We start from the raw sequence: 18998 nt of genomic DNA, 5'->3' as shown, positions 1-18998 counted from the left end.
CTGCTCATGGACACCTCCGAATTAGCCATTTTCCATGGCCTTGAGATGTCTAGGGAACCCTGGGCGTATCAGCGACCATCCCCGCCAGCACGTCCATCAGGCTGCTTTTGCCAACACCCGATGGGCCGCTAATCAGGGTCAGGGTACCGGGTGCCAGGATCAAATCACACACACTCAGTGCCTCCAATGGAGGTGCCAGGCTGAGTCGCTGGATATGAATCGGCATCTGCACTGGCGCTGCGCTCATGCTCGCCGTCTGCGTTGGCATCACCGTGCCCAGGGCGACGTAGCGCTGCCACAACGCCAACGCCGGTGCGGCCGAACGCAGTTGCTGCACGCTCTGTCGGGTCGCGACCAGATAAGGCAGCAGTCGTCCCAGCAGCAGGCCCACGGTCATGAGCGCGCCGCGGTCGAGCCCATGCCACAGCGCGGCCAGCAGCATGAGCGTCGCGATGGCGACGACTGCGACCAATTCCAACACCAGGCGTCCGGAAGCGACCAGCGCCTGCTGGCGCCAATAGCCGTGCGCAAGACGTGCGGAGATGCGGTCGTAGGCGGCCTGCTCATGCTCCTGGCGGGCGAACGAGCGAACGTGGCGTAGGCGACGCGGGAAGTCCTCGCTGAGCCAGAACAGCTGGGTCATATCGGCAACGTATTGGCGACTGACACGTGCTTGTTCGTGACCGGCGATGCGAAAGGCGAGCATGGCCAGCGCCAGTAGCGGTGGCAACGCCAGCACCAGGATCGGCGAGAACAGAAACGCGATGGCAAAGCTCACCACTGCGGTGATGGCGGCGACCAGCAACTGCAGCAAGGCGCTGAAGCCCTGCACGACAATCTCCACGTTATAGGTCAGCAGATTGGCGATTTCTGCCGAACTAGCGTCTGCCAACGCATGCAGCGGCGCCTGCAACAAGCGCGCATGCACCCGCCGACGCAACTCCAGTGCATGCTGGCTGGCCAGGTGCGCGGCCATACGTGTGCATTGCCACCGCAACAGGGCAAAGCTGACGCTGGCAATGACGAACAGCATGGCCTGAGCGAACAAGCCATCGGGTAAGGGCAGCGTCTGTCCGCCAAGGATCAAAGCATGTCCGGGCTGCACCAGCGGCACTAACGCGACGGTGGCGATAGCGCCGGCCAGCGCCGTGCCCAGCGATACCAGCACGTACCAGGCGATGCGTCGGCGTTCGTCGCGCTGGAGCGTGGACAGAAAGATACCCAGCAAGCGGGACAGCGGTTGCGGCGTGGTGGTATCCGCGGACGCGATCACTGGCCGTCTCCAATGACGCTGCACTGCGGCCAGATATCGGTGTCATCGCCCCCCCTCTGGCGATACGCGTTGCCTCGACGGTAGTGCATCACCTGCGCGTGCCTGCTCATGCCAGTAGTGCCTGCAAGGCATCCACCGACGTATCCGGATGGGGGCCACGCTGCAATTCGTACATGCCCAGGCATTGCAACTGGTGGGCGAACAGTGACCAGTGTGGCTGGCCTGCGGCATAAGGTTGGTCCGCCGTCAGGCGCTCGAACGCCGTGTCCTCGGCGATCGGCTGTAACAGCCGGTGTGGATCGGCGGCAAGCGTAGCGGAAACAAAGACCGCCCCGACCAGACGTAACGGAGCCGGCGCGAGTCGCGCGATCCCCCTGCGAATGTCCACTTCGTGCTTGAGCACGCCACTACGGCGGCGAATGACCGGTGCGGCGGCAATCCACGCTCGGGTCGGCGGGTCCAGCAGAGGAAACAGGTCTGTGCGCAGATGCAGAAAGTTGCCGATGCCAGTGGCGAGCATGCTCGTCGGCGCGACGAAGAGTGCATCCTCGGCGATGAAGTCCAAGCCGCGCAGCAGACTGTGCAAGGCCAATGTGGATTTGCCGCTGCCGCTGCCACCGAGCAGTAGCACGCCGCGCCCGTCGCGACCAACACAGGCAGCGTGCAGCGGCACCAGGCCCATGCGCCGTGCCGCCAGCACGAACACCGCGAACTCGATCAGTTCGTAGCGCACGTGATAGGGATGGTCGAGCATGTCCTCGGACACCATCACCATGGCCCTACCCTGCTCCGGAGCTATCACCACATAGTTGTGCGCATCAACGACGCCGCACAGCACGCCGGCACCGCAATGCGTCTGCACCGGTGGCGGCTCCATCGCCAGCACATAAGGCGCATCGACGTGCGTGAGCAGGGTGAGTTCGATACGGAACTCGGCACTCTGCGCTAAACGATGCGGCGGGACTTCGCCAAATGCCGCCTCCACCAAGGCCAACAGCGCGGTGCTGTTGCTCTGGAAATGGAAACGGCCCCCAAGCAATTGCTTGTCGAGCGTATGCGTGCGGCGTAATTGCGCACCAAACGGATCGCTGGCGAAGCATGCGACTGAAGAGGGCATCGCCTCGGTGCCGTCAACGCACTGACTGCGCGCAGTGGATCGCTGCATTGGAGAACTTCGTTTTGAGCTGAATGTTGCGTTGGTGCATGCGCAGCGCACAAAGGTTGCATGCCGCGCTGCGGACACATCCGACGACAAGGTCGCCGCAAACGGCGCACAACCAAACGCCGCATGGGTGGCACTTACCGCCACAACCACCTTTGCGCAGTCATTGCTGCATGCGCCGCTTGCACGCTGTCGCCGAACGAGATCTTTCACCGATGCTCAAAATCCAGGTCAGCCATTCGTATTTTTTGCGTTACGACCCCAAGCAATGGGAGCGTGGCAAGCCGTATCCGCCACTGGCCACGTTGCAGGTGGCGTCGCTGCTGCGCCAGCATGGGCATCAGGTGACGCTGTTTGACGCGATGCTGGCCGAGGGTGTGCAGGACTATGCGGACGCGCTGCGCGGACAACAGCCGGACCTAGTGGTGCTCTATGAGGACAACTTCAATTTCCTCACCAAAATGTGTCTGAGCCGGATGCGTGAAGCCGCCTGTCAGATGATTGCGCAGGCACGCGCCAACGGCAGCCGCGTGATCGTCGCCGGATCCGATGCGTCCGATCATCCCGAGGCGTTCCTCGCCGCCGGTGCGGATGCCGTGCTGATCGGCGAAGGCATCGCCGCGTTACTGGATCTTGTCGCGCGATTGCAACAGACCCCGCACATCGCCCCCACCGACTGGGTGGCCAACGTGGCCGATGTCGCCAGCGCGGCATCGCCGCAACTGCGACGCGCGCAGATCGGTACGCGGCCGCCAGACCCGCGCCTGTCCACCATGGCCGCATGGGACTTGGTGGACATCGAGCGCTACCGACGCTTGTGGCAAGAACGGCACGGTTATTTCAGTTTGAACATGGCCGCTTCGCGCGGTTGCCTGTTCCATTGCAACTGGTGCGCCAAGCCGATCTGGGGGAACCACTACAAGCGCCGCGATGCGCAAGATGTCGCAGCGGAAATGATTCATCTCAAGCGCAACTTCGCACCGGACCACATCTGGATGGCCGACGACATCTTCGGCTTCCATGTCGAATGGGTGGAAGCCTTTGCCGAAGCATTGGCTGCTGCCGAAGGCTCGATCCCCTTCACCATCCAGACCCGTGCCGACCTGGGGAGCGAGCGCATGGCCGCAGCACTGGCTCGCGCCGGCTGCGTGGAAGCCTGGATCGGTGCGGAAAGCGGCAGTCAGCGCATCCTGGACAAGATGACCAAAGGAACGCACGTGGCCGGAGTGATCGCCGCACGTCAGCGCCTGGGCGCGCAGGGCATTCGCGTTGGTTTCTTCCTGCAACTGGGCTATCTGGACGAACAATTGGAAGACATCCTCGCCACCCGTCGATTGCTGGCGCAGGCACGTCCGGACGACATCGGCGTCAGCGTGTCCTATCCCCTGCCCGGCACCGTGTTCTACCAGCAGGTGAAAAACCAACTCGGACGCAAGACACATTGGCAAGACAGCGACGATCTGGCGATGATGTTCCATGGCGCTTACGACTCGGACTTCTACCGTCGAGTACGCGATCTACTGCACAGGCAAGTGGATCTACAACGCGACACAGCCGATGGCTCCAAGCAGGCGCAGGACGTTGCGTTATTGGACACCGACTGGGACAAACTGATCTCCAGCGAGATTCTGCACCGCACCGACGCCGCATTGCCGGCATCGGTACTCGCCGGTACTGGCAGTTCCGCACGGCGCATTGCGCTGGTGCAACGTTCATGACGCCACAGCCTTCCGCGCCAGTTGCGACCGCCACGGCCACGCCGCACCCCTCGCCACTCGAAGCCACGTTGCCTGGACTCAAACGGATCGGTCGCGGCCTGCGCCTGAGCACCGAAACGCTGGCGCGCGAACTGGCGCAGCCGGGGACTGCGTCGCCAACATGGGACCCATTGCAGTGGCAACTGGCGGCGGCGGCGGCGGTCGCGCATGGCGTGGCACCGTTGCTCAGCCAGCGCTCGCAATGGCCACGGTGCGACTGGCAGGAGTTCCTGACCGCACAGCGCGACCACGTCGCCGCGCGCTATCAGCGTATCGCCGCATTGCTCGAACGCATCGATGCGCTGGCGCAGACCGCCGGTATCGCCATCGTGCCGCTGAAAGGTGCGGCACTGCATGCGCAAGGTCTGTATCGGCCTGGCGACCGCCCCATGGCCGACATCGACCTGCTGGTCCGCGAGCAAGATGCGCAGCGGACCGCCACGCTATTGAGCGCATTGGGCTACGTCGCAGAGTGCGCTCTATGGAAACACCAAACCTTCCGTCCCGCGCAGGTACAGGCAACGCACCAGCTGGGCGAACATCGCGATACCCCGATCAACATCGAACTGCATGTGCGCATCCAGGAGCGCCTGCCGCTGGAGACGGTGGAGATCAGCTCACGGATCTTCCCTGGCAACGAGGCCGCCGGACTACACCCCTACCCCAGCAACGGCGCATTGATGAGTCACCTGCTACTGCATGCGGCCGGTGGAATCTGCAACCGCAGCCTGCGACTGATGCACCTGCACGACATCGCCTTGCTTGCAACGCGCATGCGTGCCAGCGATTGGGAGATGCTGTGCAATGCGCACGATGACGCTGGTGCCTGGTGGGCATGGCCACCAATCAGCCTGATGCTGCGCTATTACCGTGCCGCCATCCCTGCAACGGTGCTCGTGCAATTGCGTGCGCAGTGCCCACCACTACTCCGCCTGCAGACAACGTTACTGGACTTGACGGCAGCGTCGTGTTCGCACTTGTGGCTGCCGACATTGCCGGGAATCGCCTGGTCGCGCTCGTGCGGTGCGGCGCTGCGCTATCTGCGTCAGCGACTGCAACCATCACTGGAAAGCCAGCAGGAGCGTGCCGAGATGATCCGCACCCAACTCTGGCTGCAGGGCCAAACATGGGTGCATTTGCCGCACGTGCACCGGGTGTTGCAGCGGTTGCTACGCCCGGTGCCGCGCATGGATACCCTGTACGTGGTACGCAATGCACTGCAAGGATATGCGCCGAACGCATCATGAAACACCTCATGAGTCGTGGCTGCCGATGCGGCTGCTGCGATGCCTCGGTGATCGCAGCGCACCATCGTCGGAACTCGGCGCAACGATCACCCACGCCGGATCGTGACGCAGCTTAGAGTGGCTAGAAAAACCTCGCGATGCGATATCGGATCGGCGCGGAGAGCACGCAGGAGTCGCCATGGTTGTGTTGGCGACTCTTTGCCGTCACTGCGCGTTGGCAAGGGCCGACGCGACACATCTTGTGGCCTGCTGTCGCCACAGTAGGTCGGGAGCAGACGCCCCCCGCACACCGGCATCATCCTCTCGAGGCCGAAGCGGCGAGCAATTGTGCTAATCGCGCACCGCCGGCACCCAGGCGCAGATGCTGGGGACACGCATAGGCATCGCCGGACATCACGAAGGTGTTGTATGGCGGCGCCAGCAATCTTCGGCAAAACTCTTCCGCACCGACGGGGAGATGCAACCGGGCCAGCCCGAGCAATCCCGCCTGCGGCGGCGTCCAGCTCAGCGCCGGTTGCGTGGCGACGAAACGATCCAGCAAATCGATACGTTTGCGTCCGACCGAACGGGCATGTGCGACCGCATCTGCAAAGTGTTCCGGACGCAATGCGATCTCGGCGATCCGTTCGCCGAGGACGTTCATGATCTCGCTGGTGTTCTCGCGCAAGACCATGGCCGCCTGCAACACAGCGCGATCACGGGTCACCATCCAGCCAGTGCGCAAGCCCTGCAAGCCGAGCAGTTTGGAGACGCTGCCGGTACTGATACCACGCTCGTATAGGGTGGCGATGCGCGGCGTCTGCTGCGCATCCCACTCCAGGCCACGGTAGACCTCATCGGAGAGAATATAGGCACCGACACGGTCAGCGGCGGCGATGATGCGCGAAAGCGTCGCGGCATCCTCCACCCGACCGGTGGGATTATTCGGATTGCACAGGAAGATAAGTTTGGTCCTCGGCGTGACCAGCGCTTCGAGCTGGGCGATGTCCAGCGCCCAACCATTGGATTCGAAGCGTTGCACGCGCTTGGCGACCGCGCCGATTTGCTCGGCCAGCACCAAGGGCTGCTGCCAACCCGGCGCATCGATGACGAACTCATCGCCGCGCTGTAGCAACTGAGTTAGCGCTAGATAATTGGCCTCCTGCGCGCCAGCGGTGATCAGCACATCCTCCACGCCACAGGCAGGAGCATAGCCGTACTGTTCGAGCACGCGCTCGCGCAGCTTCGGCAGGCCCTGGTAATCCTCGGCGGACCAGTCCAGCGACTGCGCCGTGTCCAGCTCGGCGAGAAACCGTTGCAACGGTGGCGATGGCGACAACGAATAGGTCACGCAGGCATCGGGCTTGGCGCGATGTGCGGTGAGCCATTGTTCCCAGAAGCGGTTCGAGGGGACGGGCATAGCTGGCTCCTTAGTCCATGATGCCTGGGCACACGCCCAGGCCAAGCGATGCGTCGATGACGGCCCCGCGCAGGATGCGGGCTTCGTCGCGGCACAGATACAGGCACAGATCGGCGATTTCGCGCGGATGAATCAGGCGTCCGCCCGGCAACGAGGCTTCTAATGTCTGACGTTGCACGGCGGAAAGCGCATTCAAGGTACTGGCCTGGAACATCGGCGTATCGGTCGCGCCGGGACACACGGTGAACACATCCACGCCGGTGCAGGCACAAGCGGCGGCGAGCTGCCGGCCCAGGAACGCCACAGCCGCCTTGCTCATGCCATCGGCGGCGCGGAAACGTGGGAAATGGGTAATCCCACCATCCACCGAACTCATGAACAGCACTTTGCCATGCCCTCTGTTCTGCATTCCCGGTAGCAGATCTTCGGTCAACCAAAGCGGCCCTAACGTATTGACCCGGAAAAACGCTTCGTCCTGTTCCTTGTGGGTGGCCGCCGCACGCTCGACGGTCTTGGTGCCAAGCCCGGCATTGTGGATGACGATATCCACCGGATCGTGCAAGGTCTGCATGAAGCGGGCGTGGCTATCGCGATCACCGACATCGAGTACGTGCGCGGCCACGGCGGCCGGACCGACGCTCTCGAGCAGGGCCTGAGCCCGACGCTGACTGTCTTCTCCCGGGCGATACGTGAACGTCACCTTGTGCGCGACCTGCGCGAACGCGTGAATCAACTCGATGCCGATGCCGCCGGCTCCGCCGGTAATCAAGACATGCTTGTCCTGCAATGCCAAGCTCATGACGCGACGCCTTCTACCGCGTATGCAGGGCGCTGGCCTGTCCGCATCGCCGGTGTCGGCAACATGCTGGATGCCAAGGCATCGGCAAGCGACGCATAATCATCGAGCGTGTTGTAGATGTGCGCGGATATCCGCACGACTTGGCTTGCCGGAATCGGCCATGCGCAGATCGCCACATCGATGGCATGAGTGGTGTACAGATGCTCCTGCAATGCGCTTGCACTCAGCGCGCACCTCGCGGCATCAGCGTCGTGCAAGTCGAATGCGACCATGCTGCCGACCATCGTATCGGCTGCCAGGCGTGTCAACGGCAACTCTGCGGCAACACGCGCCGCCGCCGCGATGGCCAAGGCGCGGTTACGCGCGTACAGCGCCGACAGGCCGCCAGGCAGTAATCCGGCAAGAAACTGCACGGCCGTCGGCAGGCACAGTAGTGCGGTCGGATCGGCGGTGCCCAGCCAATCGAATTCCAGATGCAGACGCGGACGCGGCGTCGTTGTGTTGCCGTAGCCGCGACTGATCACCGGAGGATGCAGACCGCGTTGGCGATCAGCTCGGATATGCAGGAAACCAGCGCCACGTGGGCTGCACAACCACTTGTGGCAATCGCCTGCGTAATACGCCGCGCCGATCGTGTGCATATCGATGGGCAGCATGCCCGGAGCATGGGCGCCATCCACCAACGTCTCCACGCCGAGCGCGGCGAGCCGTTGCACCAGCGCGGCAATGGGAAACACGATGGCCGTCGGGCTGGTGACATGGTCGAGCACGGCCAGCCGTGTCCGCGCAGTGACGCGCTCCAGCACGGCGTCGATCACCTGCTTCGGTCCATCCACCGGTGTTCGCACCATCGCCACGACGATCACCGCACCGCTGCGTTTGGCGATGTAGTCGAGCAGATTCAAACAGGACAGATAGGCATGGTTGGTGGTCAGGATTTCATCGCCTGGCGCGAAGTCCAGCGAGCGCAGCACCGCGTTCAACGCCGTCGTGACGTTCGGCAATAGGACCACGTCCTCGGCGTCGGCACCGATCAAATCGCACAAGCTATGCCGGGCCTCGTCGAGCAGCGCGGGCAGCTCGTGCAACACGAAGGCGGCGGGTTGACGCTCGATGCGCGCGCGCAACGCGTCCTGCCGCTGGAGAACCGGGAGTGGGCACGCTCCGAGCATGCCGTGGTTGAGACAACGGACATCGGGATCCAGTGCGAAGTAATCACGGAAATGGGGCGGATCGGCGTCCGTATTCCAGATGGGATGCGGCATGCAACGCTCCAGAGAAGAGAAAATCAGGCAGGTGGATGGACGCAGTCGGCCATTCGGTTGTCGGCGATCAGCCGCATCAGCGCCGCTCGACTCGGTTGCGGTGGTGACGGCATGTCCTGCGCGCGATGCGCGTGGACGCGGACCAAGACGTCCTCGCGGGCGAAGATCGCCTCGGGTGCATCGAGCATGCCGGTGCGGCGCGCCAGCGCGTGCCAGACCAGGGGGTCATGGCGAGCGGTCGCGGCGATGTCCTGCAGCGTGATGTCCGCCGACCGGGGCGACGGCGGCATCCCGGCCCAGCACGCGGTGCGCACACGGTCCTGTTCGACGCTGTCCTGGTACCAAGGTCTGACCCAGCGTCCCGCCAGTCGGTCCGCTTGCAGCGCGAAACTTACGGGATCGTGCACCCCCTCGCAGGCGGCCAGATCGGCGAGCGCAAACGCATAGCGCATGGCCAGCGACATCCCACGGGTATAGGTCGGATTGGTGATGCATAGCGAATCGCCAACCGCGACCGCGCCCAACAGCAGCGGGCGCCCGTCCATCACGAAGCGATGCAAGCGATTCTCGCAGACCGGCCAACGCAGCACATCGGATAACGGCGTGCAGACTGTCGGTTGCAGCCAGTCGGCCACACCGGGATGCGCCCGCGCCACGGCAGTGAACAACAGAGGATCGTCGAAGACGTGCAGACGCTTGTCGGCTTGCGGCACCATCAGCGTCACCGAGGCGTAACCGTTGTCGGCAGGACACACCACGCACCCGCTCGCTGCGGCATATCCGCCTGCAGACAATCCCGCCTGCAACCGCACCGAAGGCGGCTGACGCACACGATACCAACGCGTGTAGTACGCAAGTCCGCATGGCTCGACGCTCTCCGACGGCTCCGGCATTCCGGCCGCATACAGCCACTTCGCCAGCGGCGAGCCGCGTCCCAATGCGTCGATTGTCAGGTCGCCGAGTACATCGCCAGCGGTGGTGCGTACACCCTGCACCGTCGGGATTGCGGCCCTGTCCAGGATCAGGCCCGTGACCGCTGTCTGCGAGCGCAGTTGCACGTTCGGTTCCGCGCAGACAATGGGCCGCAACACCGCCTCGACCAAGGAGCGCCGCACAGATAGGCCGAACAGATCGGGATCCTCGCAACGCGGGATGCGTCCCCGCCCGTCCAGAGTTGCGCCGAACGGCATCTCAAGAGCACCGGCCGCGAGCAAGGCATGCCAGACGTCTGCCGCACGCTCCCGCAGCACCTGGCGACCGAGGGCTGCCAGGGCATGCGTATGCCGTGCATGCGCCACGCCCTTGCGCCACCAGGCCTTGAGCGACGCACCCTGCCGCAGATCCGAAACGTTCGGATGGTCAATCGGATCGCGCTCGATCAAGGTGACCCGAGCGCCCTGTCGGGCGAAGGCCAGCGCGCTCGTCAGTCCGGCGACACTGCCACCCAGCACGACGACATGCGGCACCGTCATCGCCCCCGCTCCAGCGCACGCTCATCGCACACAGCATGACGCAGTGGCGGCAAACTCGCCGTGGGCAGCAGCAAGGAACGCACCGTCCATAGATCGGAAAATATCCGATATTGCAATGCCGTCTGATCCAGATACGCGACCCCGGGCGATCCGCCGGTGCCGACGCGATGGCCGATGAAACGCTCGACCATCCTTGCATGGCGCTGGCGCCAGATGAGCATCGACTGCTCCAGTGCGACGATCTCTTCGAGCAACTCCCATGGCCAGGTCAGCATGGGCAGATCACGGTGACTCTCGATGAAAATCAGCGCCGTGCGCACCGCGCGCCGCTGCGCTCTTTGCGCTGCGTTTGCCTGCGGATCGTCTTCGCCAAGCAGGAATGAGGCGGCATTGGTGCTCTCGATCGCCAAACGCGCATGCTGTTGCGCCACAGCTTCTGCACTTGCTCCGCTCGTGCAGGCAGCCCTGAACCGACGTTCGCTTTCGGCATCCAGTGCGTCGATGTAGTCATGCACGAATCGGGTGGCGACCACTGGATCGTGCGAGCCATTGATTGGCATGCGCGCAAGCCAGGCATCAAGACTCTGTTTCAAGCTCGGGCCGGAGCAGATCCGTGCTTGCAGCCGCCGTGCGGAACTGGATGAGGCTCCATTGGGAAGCTTGAGTGCATCCTTGAAGGAGCCGACTTGCCCCATCGCGATACGCTCGCCCTCCTCCAGCCCAAGCAAGACCTCGATCTCGCGCAACTGAGCGGATTGAAAGCCGCTGGCCGGCGCCAAACGCGCGCGAAATTCCAGGAAATCGCGTGCCGTCATCGTCTCCATCAATTTGAAGTGCGAATTGGCCTGTTCAAACACCGCAGTCGCCCGTCGCAGCGAGCGCACAGCCAGTGTCATGCGCGGGTCCTCCGGTTGCAGCACCTGGAGTAGATCACGCGTGCTGGTGAGTTCGCGCAGGATGAGTTTGAACCAGAGCTCGTAGATCTGGTGAACCGCGATGAATAAGGCTTCGTCGTTGCCGACAGAAGCCTCGTCATCGTTCAACCCACCCTGCAAGGCAAGCAACTGCTCGACCTTGATGTAGTCCCAGTAATTCATCGCCTTCGCCGTCTTGCTGCGCTCGCCTGGCTTACTGGAACAGGTACGTGCGTTCAGTACGGGGGCAATCGTGCTCATGTGGCAGCGGCCTGCTTCAATGCCACCCACCGGGCCAACTCGGCGTGGGCATTCTTCGCCAGATCGTCCCAGATCGCAGTCTGCGCGATTACAGGTTTGACCAGCAATTCCAGCCGATGCCCATTAGGGTCGCGGAAGTACCAAGAGCGGGCCAGTTCACCGCAGGTTTGATCGCCTGCTACTTCGTGGATCACTGGTCCCTCCACTGCAGTGCCGTGCGCGTGCAGACGAGCGGCGATCTGCTCGGCACGTTCCACATCATGGACTTCCAGTGCCAAGTGCTGCGCCCAAGTATCGCTCAAGGGCGCTGATGGGCCGTCATCGTCGATAATGTCGAAGAAACATAGATAACTGCCATCTTCCATCTCGAAAAAGACATTGTTATTGGACGGCCGCACTCCTTCCGATGGCGCATGATCGATCAATGCCGCAGCGAATTTCAGCCCGATCACGCGCCCATAAAAATCGACTGTTTCGGCAGCATCCCTGCAACGGTATCCAACATGATGTAACTTTTTCAGCATGGAATTCTCACCTGCAACAAGTGACGGGGGAGCCGCAATTACGCCGCATCATGCTGGCGCAACGGTTCAATCAGCGGCGATGAGGCTGTGTGCCAGAACACGCACAATGTGTTTCTCGCGCCTGATTAATCTGCGAGCAAAACAAAGCAATGGCAGTAGCGTCCTGTTTGTTAGAGATAAATTCAAGATGTTTTTCTTGATCGTTCATTGCAATGCAGCAAAAAAATTCAATCAAATTAATGCAACCATTATCTTGATAAAAAACACGTATCCGCGTGTCGCACAGTTACTCAGTGACACTCGTCTAAAATATCGGCGCTATTTTTTAAAAATAAAATTTTTTGCAGCCAAGACATCAGTCAATGAAAAATCACGAAGAGCTGACATCGCAGCACATCGACGCTATCTGCAACAACCATCGACATCACATGCCGATCACGCACGCCATGCCGACGATGACACTTGATTTCATTGCATATAGCCGAGCACACAGGAGGCAACGCATCGCGCAGTTGCCGGCAGCGGTAGCGATCAGCTCGCTGCCCCGCACAGGCGCTCATACAGGGCGCTGAAGCAGCGCACGCTGTGATCGATATCCTCGCGCACCGCGCGACACTGCGCCGACCAGGCCAGACGCAGGCGCAAATCATCGTCACTGAGGACCTGCCGTAATGCGTCGGCCAGGCCGGCCCAGTCGCCGACGGGCACCGCCAAGGCCGCCGACGGTGCCCATTCGAGTAGATGCCCAACCGCCGTGCCGACCGTTGGCACGCCGGCGACTGCGGCTTCCAGCAACACCAACGGCCCAGCCTCGTGCAACGAGGACATGACTAGTAGATCCGCCGCCTGCACCAGTGGACGCAATTCGCGCTGGGTCTTGAAGCCGAGGAAGCGCACGCGCTCGGCCAGGCCAAGTTGCACACTCAATGCCTGCATCGCACCGTCGAGCGTATCCACGCCAACCAGATCGATACGGAAATCCACCCCGGCACGAGTCAATGCGGCCAACGCACGCAGCAACGTCGGCTGATCCTTGACCCGGTTGAGGCTGGCAACGTGCAACAAGCGGGCCGGTCCATTGCCACGCGCACGCGGCGCAGACGGCGGCCATGCACGCAGATCCACGCCCAAAGGCACACGCTCGGCGGCGATTCCCAGCGCCTTCAGGCTATCGATGATGGGGGCGCTGGCGGCAGTCACCACGCTGGCTAATCGCAACACCACGGCCTCGCGTAGCCGTCCCTGCCATTTGCGTCGCCCGCCGTAGCCAATCGCGTGCAATGCGACCAGCTCGCCACCGGCGATATGGATCAGGCTGGGACGCCGTAGCCAGCGCGCCGCAGCGACCGCGATCAGGCCGCAGTGCCCGGAGAAGATCGATTGCAGCAGATCGAACGGCGCACGGCGATGCTCGGCGCAGATCGCGGCGATTGCGCGCCAGCGGGTACGGCCTTGGCCGATGTTGTGGATCTGCGCACCGAGCAGATGCCACTGCGCCGGCTGTGGCTCCTGATGCAGGACGAAAACGTGCAATTCATGTTCGCGCGCCAAGCGCTCGATCAAGCTCAGCAACACCGGAATCACCCGATATTCGCCGCTGCGATCCACTCCGCCGGGAACGACCAGCGCCAGTTTCATCGCTCACCTCGCGGCGAGTGTTCACGCAATTGCGCGTAGGCCTGCGCCCAGCGCCGGCCCACCGCCGCGAACGACAAGTGTGCATCGAAATGCGCGCGTACCAATGCGCGTGATGGCCCTTGCTCGACGACGTGTACCAGCGCCTCGGCGAGGCGGGCGGCGTCGCCGCATGGCCACAGTGCGCCGATCCGGCCGTGATCGCTGAGCATGCGGAAGGCGGGAATATCGGTCAACACCGGCACGGTGCCGCAGGCGAATGCCTCCAGCGCCGCGTAGCCGCAGCTCTCGCCGTGGCTGCCAGCGACGAAGACATCCGCCGCGCGCATCAGCGTCTGCACCTGCGCATGCGGCACACTGCCGAGCAGATGCACGCGACCACGCAAACGCGCATCCTCGGCGATGCGCTGCTGTACCGCAGGCAGCAACGGCGCATCGCCGAACACGCAGAACAATTGCAATTCAGGCAGACGACCAACCGCACGCGCCACACCGTCGAGGACACTCAACGGATCCTTGCCCGCGCTCAGATGCCCGACCCACAGCACGCAGGGGGCACCGCTCAATCCGCTCTCGCCTCGTGCCTGACTGCGATCACCGGGAGTGAAGCGGCAACTGGATTCGGGGATCGCGAACAGGCGCGTGGATGGAGCAAATAACGCGTGCTGGACGAAGCTGCGCGTCAGTTCCAGCGAAGTGAACGCGATGCCGGAGGCTGCCGCGTACAACCGTCGCCAGCGCGTGCGTTGCCACCAGCATGGCGGGCGGTTGGCATGGTCCTGCAGCAAGATGGGTAGCGTTGGCCATTGCTGTCGCAGCGCCCATGCCTGACGCGCGAATTCCAGGCCATGGATGTGCACCACGTCGGCGCCCAGCGTGTCCAGCCGCGCGATGGCGCGGTGTGCATGGCGACCACGGCGACCGCTGCCAAGATCGATGAAATGGTAATCGACCCCGTTGCGCTGTAGCCGCGTGTCACTGGCGGCGGCTTGGATCACCGAGACGCGGGTGCCGCCGCTGGCAGCGGTTTCGGCGATGTCGGCCAGCGACGGCCAATGCGCGAAAACCCGCGTTGGCGGTATGTTCGCCGGCACCGGGACAAAATTGATCTGCACCGCATGCAGTGGCCTGAGCACGCACTGCGGCATGGCGGACGCGCCCAGCACCTGGTTCACGACCAACGCCGCAGGCGCACGACCAACGCCACCGGCACCTGCAACGCGACAGGATCGAAATGGGCGCCGGCCGGAATATCGGCCGGGTCGAGCATGGGTTCGCACACCACTTCGATAGCCAACCCGAGCGCGGTACAGGCCGCGTGCCAATGGCTATACAGGTGTTGGGTGTGGCGCACCGCATAGTGCTTGCCTGCGGATTTGAAGTCGCGACGCCACCCCAGTGCCGACCCAATCGGATGCACATCACTGCACAGCACCCAACCGCCGGGCCGGGTGACACGGCGCAATTCCGCCAGTGCCGGAGTCAACTGCGGCAGATGTCCGATGGCCAGCGCACACAGACTCAGCTCGACGCTGGCATCGGCCAGCGGAAGCGCCTGCAGACACCCTTCGCGCAAGCTGTAGCGGCTGTCCTGGATATCGGCCAGTTCGCATGCTGCGCGTGCCAGCATCTGCGCGGACAGGTCCACACCGGTGACGTGCATCGCGCCGCGCCGCAACGCATGCAGTAGGTAGCGCCCGCTGCCGCAGCCTGCGTCGAGCACGCGCTGGCCTTGCAGCGAGGCCGGTAGTAACCCCAGCATTGCACGCTGCTCGGCTTGCATCACTGGATTGTGCGCGTGTGCCGGATAATGTTCCGCCCACAGTGCATAAGCGTCGAGCGGATCCAGGGTTGGCATCGCGCTCATGCCAGACAGGCCGTAGACGATGTGATCTCGTGCAGAGGCGACGGCGCGCTCAGCAACGCCAGCCCCGGCTCCAGTGCGAGCAACGCCGGGTCGGCCAGATCGGCCGCCAGCAGTTTGGGCACGCCATCCAACGTCACCGGCACCGTCTCCACGCCAGCGGCGGCAAACCAGTCGGCAAAATCCGGATCGGCGATTTGTGGGCATCCATCGCGCACGACCGCACGCAATGCGCTGCGTGTCAGGCCGACCAGACTCTGCGCCGGTGCACCATCGCAGTCGGCCACGATCACCAGATCGGCGTGCGCGCCGGGCGTCAGGCAGCCACGCCGAGGCAGACGCAGAATGTCGGCGGCGGCAACGGTCGCCAAGCCCACGGCCTGCGTCGCATCCAAGCCATGGGTTGCGGCCAGACCCAGGTCGTCGAGTAAATCGCGCCCGCCACTCAGACGCGAATCGCTACCCAATGTCAGACGTCCTGCCGCGCACAGCCGTTGCGGCGTCAGGGTTCGACCAAGCAATGTCAGGTTGCTCGATGGACACCACACCACCGCCGCACCGCAGGCGATGACGCGCGCGATATCCGCCTCGCTCAGGCCCACGCCATGGATCAGCACGCTGTTGTGCGCGAGACAACCGCGCCGCTCCAACTCGGCCAATTCGCCGGCGGCTACCGCATCGGTGCCCTCGGCCAGATGGATCATCCAGGGCCAGCCTGCGGCAGCCGCAGCGGCGAAACTCGGCAGCAGTGGTGGACCGTAGGCAGGTCCGTGCAAGGTGTAGGCCCAGCCGAAATCGCGCAGCAGCGCGACCGGAAAATCGGCGGTCTCCAGTTCGGCATGCCAGGGATCGTGGTGGGCGACGCAGGTGACTCCCGCCAGCAGATTTTTCAGTCCGCCGTGGCGCAGACGCAGCGCCTTGGGCCGTTGCAAGGCGGCGATCACGGCCGGCTCCTTGAAATGCGCGGCGAAGGCGGCGATCCAGGCATAGCTGTTGGCGAATGGCGTGCATTGCGGCAAGGGCGGTACCGCATTGACGTGCAGATGGTCGTGAGCGTTGATCAATCCGGGAAAGATCGTGTGCCCATGCAGCGCAATACGACACGCGCGCGCACCGACGCGCTCCACGATACGGCCCGCGCGCAGGGCCAGTGGTGCACGTTCGGCGCCCATCGGATGGGCCAGGCGGGCACCGTACAGGTACGCTTCGGCGGCGGCGGAAGGCACACGCATGGTTTAGCGTTTGCGCATCACGATCAGGAAGTGATCCCCCATGTCGCGCAGCAACGGCCAGCCGCCGATGCGATCATCCACACGGCCAAGCCACTGGCCCACACGCGGATGGCGACGGTAGTGTTCGACCAGATAAGGCGGCGGCAGGCAAAGGCTGAGTGCGCGGTAGGACTCCAGCGCGAAGTGCGGGGCGAAGGCGCGGTAGAACTCGCGCGGCAGGTAGTACCAAGTCCAGATCGTGTGCCCGTTCATGCCGACGGCGGTAGCGCCGCGCGCCGCGCGCACCGTGGCACGACGCAGGCGTCCGCGCAGCAAGTAATGGCCCAGTTCCCACGGACACAAACGACCGATCACCGAAAACACCAAGCGTCCATCGCCACGCAGCAGACGCGCGCACTGCGCTGCCACCTGCGGCAAATCCGGCGCGCAATTCAGCGGGCCGAAGTTGGAATACATGCCATCGAACTCGCCATGCAACTGGTCCAACTGCTGGATGCCGACATGCGTGGCGCTGAGGCGGCCATGCAGCGTCGGATCTTCGGCGCGGGCCTGGGTACGCGCCACCATTTGCGGCGACCAGTCGGTGGCTAGCACGCGATAGCCGAGCTGGGCGAAGGCGTAAGCATCCAAACCGGTACCACAACCCAGATCGATCAATCGCGAGCCGACGGGAAGCTGCGCTCTCACCGTATCCCAAAGCGTGGAGCGCATCCGCTGGATGAGTGCGTTATTACCGCGTGGGCCGTCGTAATCGACAGCCACGCTGTCGAAGGCGCGCTGCGTCTCCAATAGTTGCGACGGGTCGATCGTCATCGCGCGGGCGGCCGCGCCAAGCTTGCCGTTTGCCATCACATGCCTCTCTCCACTGCCCTAGCTGCATCGTTGGGGGAAGCCGCGCAGGGCCAAACGCGCGGTCACTGAGGTAAGTGCGGGGGCGAGGCGATTTGGTTGAATTCTTCTTCGACCGTGGCTCTATACCGCTTGCGAGGTGGCAATGGTGTGGGAAGCGGCACATGCCTGACGCCGGCGCAGCGCGTTCCTGATCACCGCAGCCAGTACACCACCACCGCCGCCCAACAGTAGCGCCAACCCCAGCACCAGCACCGAATTGGGGAATGCCGGCTGTCGCGGCACGTCGGTCGCCCACGGCGCCGAGGTGTCGTAGGTGTAACGTGGGTCGAGTCGGCTGAGTAGATCGTCGCGCTCGGCCTTGAGCGTGCGCAGAGAGGTGGCCTTTTCCGACATCAGCAGATGGATCAGCAATTGCTGCTCGGCACTGCCTTGGGCCTGGCGTTGTCGTTGCAGCAGAGCCTCGCGCTCGGCCTGGATCGCGGTCAGTGTGTCGTTGATGTCGCGCAGGCGGTCAGTGCTCTGGCGTAGCGGACCGGCCTGAATGCGCTGGTGCAAGGCACGCTGATGCGTTCGATTGCCATAAGCGTGCGTTGCCGACAAGGCAATTGCGGCGATGTCGTCGCGACCATGCAACCTTTTTCCGCCTCCCCGGCACCTATGCAGGACAACCGCTGCAGCGGCGCACCGCCCCATGCCACTGCCCCCGATATCGCTTCACCAGGATCAAAGCGACAAGGCCATGACTTCCACCACGCAGGCCGATGCAGAAATGACCTCGCACGTTCCCATCGGGCCCGTGCCCTCCGCCGCCTTGCCGCGCCCGATGGTATGGCTGCACTGGCTCACCGTGCTGTGCCTGGTGTTGGCGGCCGGCCTGATCCTGCTGCGCGAAGAGCTCGATGGGCGAATGCTGCGCCAATGGCTATTGGAAGGTCATCGCCACTTTGGCTTGTTCGTCCTCGTGCTGTTCTGCGTGCGCGTGGCACTGCGCCTGCGGCTCGGCCGCAGGCATGCCCCAGAGGTCGGCTCGGCGCTGATGCGCGCTATAGCGGCACTGACGCATATCGTCCTGTACGCGCTGTTGCTGACGCTGCCGGTGCTGGGCATTGGTCTGAGTCAGGCGCTGGACAAGCCGGTGCATCTGTTGGGTGCGACGCTGCCCACATTTGTCGCAGCGGACCCTGATTTGGCCGACACCTTGGGCGCATGGCACCTTGATGCTGCCTGGGTGTTGCTTGGTCTGATCGTGCTGCATATCGGTGCAGCGCTGTGGCACCACTTCGTGCGCCGCGACGAGATACTCAGGCGCATGTTGCCGTTCCTGCCTCGCCGTTGAATCCCG

General features: G+C 63.6%; 17 protein-coding genes and 1 pseudogene. 4 read left to right on the top strand and 14 right to left on the bottom strand.

The window, feature by feature from the left end; translation table 11 throughout:
- Positions 1-79: 79 nt before the first annotated feature.
- A pseudogene (locus tag XALGPE39_RS06650) lies at positions 80-1237 on the bottom strand (ABC transporter transmembrane domain-containing protein); the annotation flags it as partial.
- 142 nt (positions 1238-1379) lie between these two features.
- Positions 1380-2438 (bottom strand): serine kinase, encoded by a 1059-nt coding sequence (locus tag XALGPE39_RS06645; protein WP_045727504.1) that lies wholly within the window; start codon positions 2436-2438, stop codon positions 1380-1382.
- A 212-nt stretch (positions 2439-2650) separates the two neighbouring features.
- Here XALGPE39_RS06645 and XALGPE39_RS06640 point away from each other — a divergent pair, with 212 nt between their 5' ends.
- Positions 2651-4153, top strand: coding sequence for a radical SAM protein (locus XALGPE39_RS06640; protein WP_045727503.1), 1503 nt, complete (start codon positions 2651-2653; stop codon positions 4151-4153).
- Complete coding sequence (locus XALGPE39_RS06635; RefSeq protein ID WP_082061842.1) at positions 4150-5439, top strand: nucleotidyltransferase family protein; 1290 nt, start codon at positions 4150-4152, stop codon at positions 5437-5439. Before XALGPE39_RS06640 ends, XALGPE39_RS06635 begins: the two co-directional genes overlap by 4 nt.
- A gap of 295 nt (positions 5440-5734) precedes the next feature.
- On the opposite strand, the gene XALGPE39_RS06630 is transcribed toward XALGPE39_RS06635, so the two are convergent.
- The 6 genes from XALGPE39_RS06630 to XALGPE39_RS06605 are packed head-to-tail and all read right to left on the bottom strand — an operon-like array spanning position 5735 to position 12073.
- Positions 5735-6838 (bottom strand): aminotransferase class I/II-fold pyridoxal phosphate-dependent enzyme, encoded by a 1104-nt coding sequence (locus XALGPE39_RS06630; RefSeq protein ID WP_045727502.1) that lies wholly within the window; start codon positions 6836-6838, stop codon positions 5735-5737.
- Positions 6839-6848: 10 nt separating this feature from the next.
- Entirely contained in the window at positions 6849-7637 is a 789-nt protein-coding gene (locus XALGPE39_RS06625; protein ID WP_045727501.1) for an SDR family oxidoreductase, read from the bottom strand.
- Entirely contained in the window at positions 7634-8902 is a 1269-nt protein-coding gene (locus tag XALGPE39_RS06620) for an aminotransferase class V-fold PLP-dependent enzyme (protein ID WP_045727500.1), read from the bottom strand. Before XALGPE39_RS06620 ends, XALGPE39_RS06625 begins: the two co-directional genes overlap by 4 nt.
- A 23-nt stretch (positions 8903-8925) precedes the next feature.
- The gene (locus XALGPE39_RS06615; RefSeq protein ID WP_045727499.1) at positions 8926-10374 is read right to left on the bottom strand and encodes an FAD-dependent oxidoreductase; all 1449 of its coding nucleotides are present in this window, start codon (positions 10372-10374) and stop codon (positions 8926-8928) included.
- Positions 10371-11549 (bottom strand): tryptophan 2,3-dioxygenase family protein, encoded by a 1179-nt coding sequence (locus tag XALGPE39_RS06610; protein ID WP_235429762.1) that lies wholly within the window; start codon positions 11547-11549, stop codon positions 10371-10373. The genes XALGPE39_RS06615 and XALGPE39_RS06610 overlap by 4 nt, the downstream gene beginning before the upstream one ends.
- On the bottom strand, positions 11546-12073 hold the full coding sequence (locus XALGPE39_RS06605) for a VOC family protein (protein WP_045727498.1): 528 nt from the start codon (positions 12071-12073) through the stop codon (positions 11546-11548). Before XALGPE39_RS06605 ends, XALGPE39_RS06610 begins: the two co-directional genes overlap by 4 nt.
- On the opposite strand from XALGPE39_RS06605, the gene XALGPE39_RS15575 reads away from it, so the two are divergent.
- The gene (locus tag XALGPE39_RS15575) at positions 12072-12539 is read left to right on the top strand and encodes a hypothetical protein (protein WP_152624841.1); all 468 of its coding nucleotides are present in this window, start codon (positions 12072-12074) and stop codon (positions 12537-12539) included. The genes XALGPE39_RS06605 and XALGPE39_RS15575 overlap by 2 nt on opposite strands.
- Before the next feature lie 65 nt (positions 12540-12604).
- Here the strand turns inward: XALGPE39_RS15575 and XALGPE39_RS06600 are convergent, their stop codons facing one another.
- From XALGPE39_RS06600 to XALGPE39_RS06575, 6 genes are all read right to left on the bottom strand, one after another.
- Positions 12605-13711, bottom strand: coding sequence for a glycosyltransferase family 4 protein (locus tag XALGPE39_RS06600; protein ID WP_045727497.1), 1107 nt, complete (start codon positions 13709-13711; stop codon positions 12605-12607).
- The gene (locus XALGPE39_RS06595; protein ID WP_152624954.1) at positions 13708-14856 is read right to left on the bottom strand and encodes a glycosyltransferase family 4 protein; all 1149 of its coding nucleotides are present in this window, start codon (positions 14854-14856) and stop codon (positions 13708-13710) included. The genes XALGPE39_RS06600 and XALGPE39_RS06595 overlap by 4 nt, the downstream gene beginning before the upstream one ends.
- A 23-nt stretch (positions 14857-14879) precedes the next feature.
- On the bottom strand, positions 14880-15575 hold the full coding sequence (locus XALGPE39_RS06590; RefSeq protein WP_045727496.1) for a class I SAM-dependent methyltransferase: 696 nt from the start codon (positions 15573-15575) through the stop codon (positions 14880-14882).
- Positions 15572-16744: an amidohydrolase family protein gene (locus tag XALGPE39_RS06585; protein ID WP_235429877.1), complete on the bottom strand. Its 1173-nt coding sequence runs from the start codon at positions 16742-16744 to the stop codon at positions 15572-15574. The genes XALGPE39_RS06590 and XALGPE39_RS06585 overlap by 4 nt, the downstream gene beginning before the upstream one ends.
- Before the next feature lie 63 nt (positions 16745-16807).
- Complete coding sequence (locus XALGPE39_RS06580; protein WP_045727494.1) at positions 16808-17653, bottom strand: class I SAM-dependent methyltransferase; 846 nt, start codon at positions 17651-17653, stop codon at positions 16808-16810.
- Positions 17654-17776: 123 nt separating this feature from the next.
- Entirely contained in the window at positions 17777-18211 is a 435-nt protein-coding gene (locus tag XALGPE39_RS06575) for a hypothetical protein (protein ID WP_152624840.1), read from the bottom strand.
- Positions 18212-18395: 184 nt separating this feature from the next.
- Here XALGPE39_RS06575 and XALGPE39_RS06570 point away from each other — a divergent pair, with 184 nt between their 5' ends.
- The gene (locus tag XALGPE39_RS06570) at positions 18396-18992 is read left to right on the top strand and encodes a cytochrome b (RefSeq protein ID WP_235429761.1); all 597 of its coding nucleotides are present in this window, start codon (positions 18396-18398) and stop codon (positions 18990-18992) included.
- The last annotated feature ends 6 nt before the right edge of the window (positions 18993-18998 follow it).

Source organism: Xanthomonas sp. GPE 39 (genome assembly GCF_000963005.1).
GTDB lineage: Bacteria > Pseudomonadota > Gammaproteobacteria > Xanthomonadales > Xanthomonadaceae > Xanthomonas_A.
This window is presented reverse-complemented; position numbering and strand designations above follow the sequence as displayed.

What these genes read in the sequence shown, in the direction of transcription:
- XALGPE39_RS06605 (WP_045727498.1), bottom strand. Translation starts at nt 12,073, where the DNA reads ATGCTGAAAAAGTTACATCATGTTGGATACCGTTGCAGGGATGCTGCC.
- XALGPE39_RS06590 (WP_045727496.1), bottom strand. Translation starts at nt 15,575, where the DNA reads ATGAGCGCGATGCCAACCCTGGATCCGCTCGACGCTTATGCACTGTGG.
- XALGPE39_RS06630 (WP_045727502.1), bottom strand. Translation starts at nt 6,838, where the DNA reads ATGCCCGTCCCCTCGAACCGCTTCTGGGAACAATGGCTCACCGCACAT.
- XALGPE39_RS06600 (WP_045727497.1), bottom strand. Translation starts at nt 13,711, where the DNA reads ATGAAACTGGCGCTGGTCGTTCCCGGCGGAGTGGATCGCAGCGGCGAA.
- XALGPE39_RS06585 (WP_235429877.1), bottom strand. Translation starts at nt 16,744, where the DNA reads ATGGGCGCCGAACGTGCACCACTGGCCCTGCGCGCGGGCCGTATCGTG.
- XALGPE39_RS15575 (WP_152624841.1), top strand. Translation starts at nt 12,072, where the DNA reads ATGGAATTCTCACCTGCAACAAGTGACGGGGGAGCCGCAATTACGCCG.
- XALGPE39_RS06635 (WP_082061842.1), top strand. Translation starts at nt 4,150, where the DNA reads ATGACGCCACAGCCTTCCGCGCCAGTTGCGACCGCCACGGCCACGCCG.
- XALGPE39_RS06645 (WP_045727504.1), bottom strand. Translation starts at nt 2,438, where the DNA reads ATGCAGCGATCCACTGCGCGCAGTCAGTGCGTTGACGGCACCGAGGCG.
- XALGPE39_RS06620 (WP_045727500.1), bottom strand. Translation starts at nt 8,902, where the DNA reads ATGCCGCATCCCATCTGGAATACGGACGCCGATCCGCCCCATTTCCGT.
- XALGPE39_RS06610 (WP_235429762.1), bottom strand. Translation starts at nt 11,549, where the DNA reads ATGAGCACGATTGCCCCCGTACTGAACGCACGTACCTGTTCCAGTAAG.
- XALGPE39_RS06595 (WP_152624954.1), bottom strand. Translation starts at nt 14,856, where the DNA reads ATGCCGCAGTGCGTGCTCAGGCCACTGCATGCGGTGCAGATCAATTTT.
- XALGPE39_RS06580 (WP_045727494.1), bottom strand. Translation starts at nt 17,653, where the DNA reads ATGGCAAACGGCAAGCTTGGCGCGGCCGCCCGCGCGATGACGATCGAC.
- XALGPE39_RS06615 (WP_045727499.1), bottom strand. Translation starts at nt 10,374, where the DNA reads ATGACGGTGCCGCATGTCGTCGTGCTGGGTGGCAGTGTCGCCGGACTG.
- XALGPE39_RS06570 (WP_235429761.1), top strand. Translation starts at nt 18,396, where the DNA reads ATGACTTCCACCACGCAGGCCGATGCAGAAATGACCTCGCACGTTCCC.
- XALGPE39_RS06625 (WP_045727501.1), bottom strand. Translation starts at nt 7,637, where the DNA reads ATGAGCTTGGCATTGCAGGACAAGCATGTCTTGATTACCGGCGGAGCC.
- XALGPE39_RS06640 (WP_045727503.1), top strand. Translation starts at nt 2,651, where the DNA reads ATGCTCAAAATCCAGGTCAGCCATTCGTATTTTTTGCGTTACGACCCC.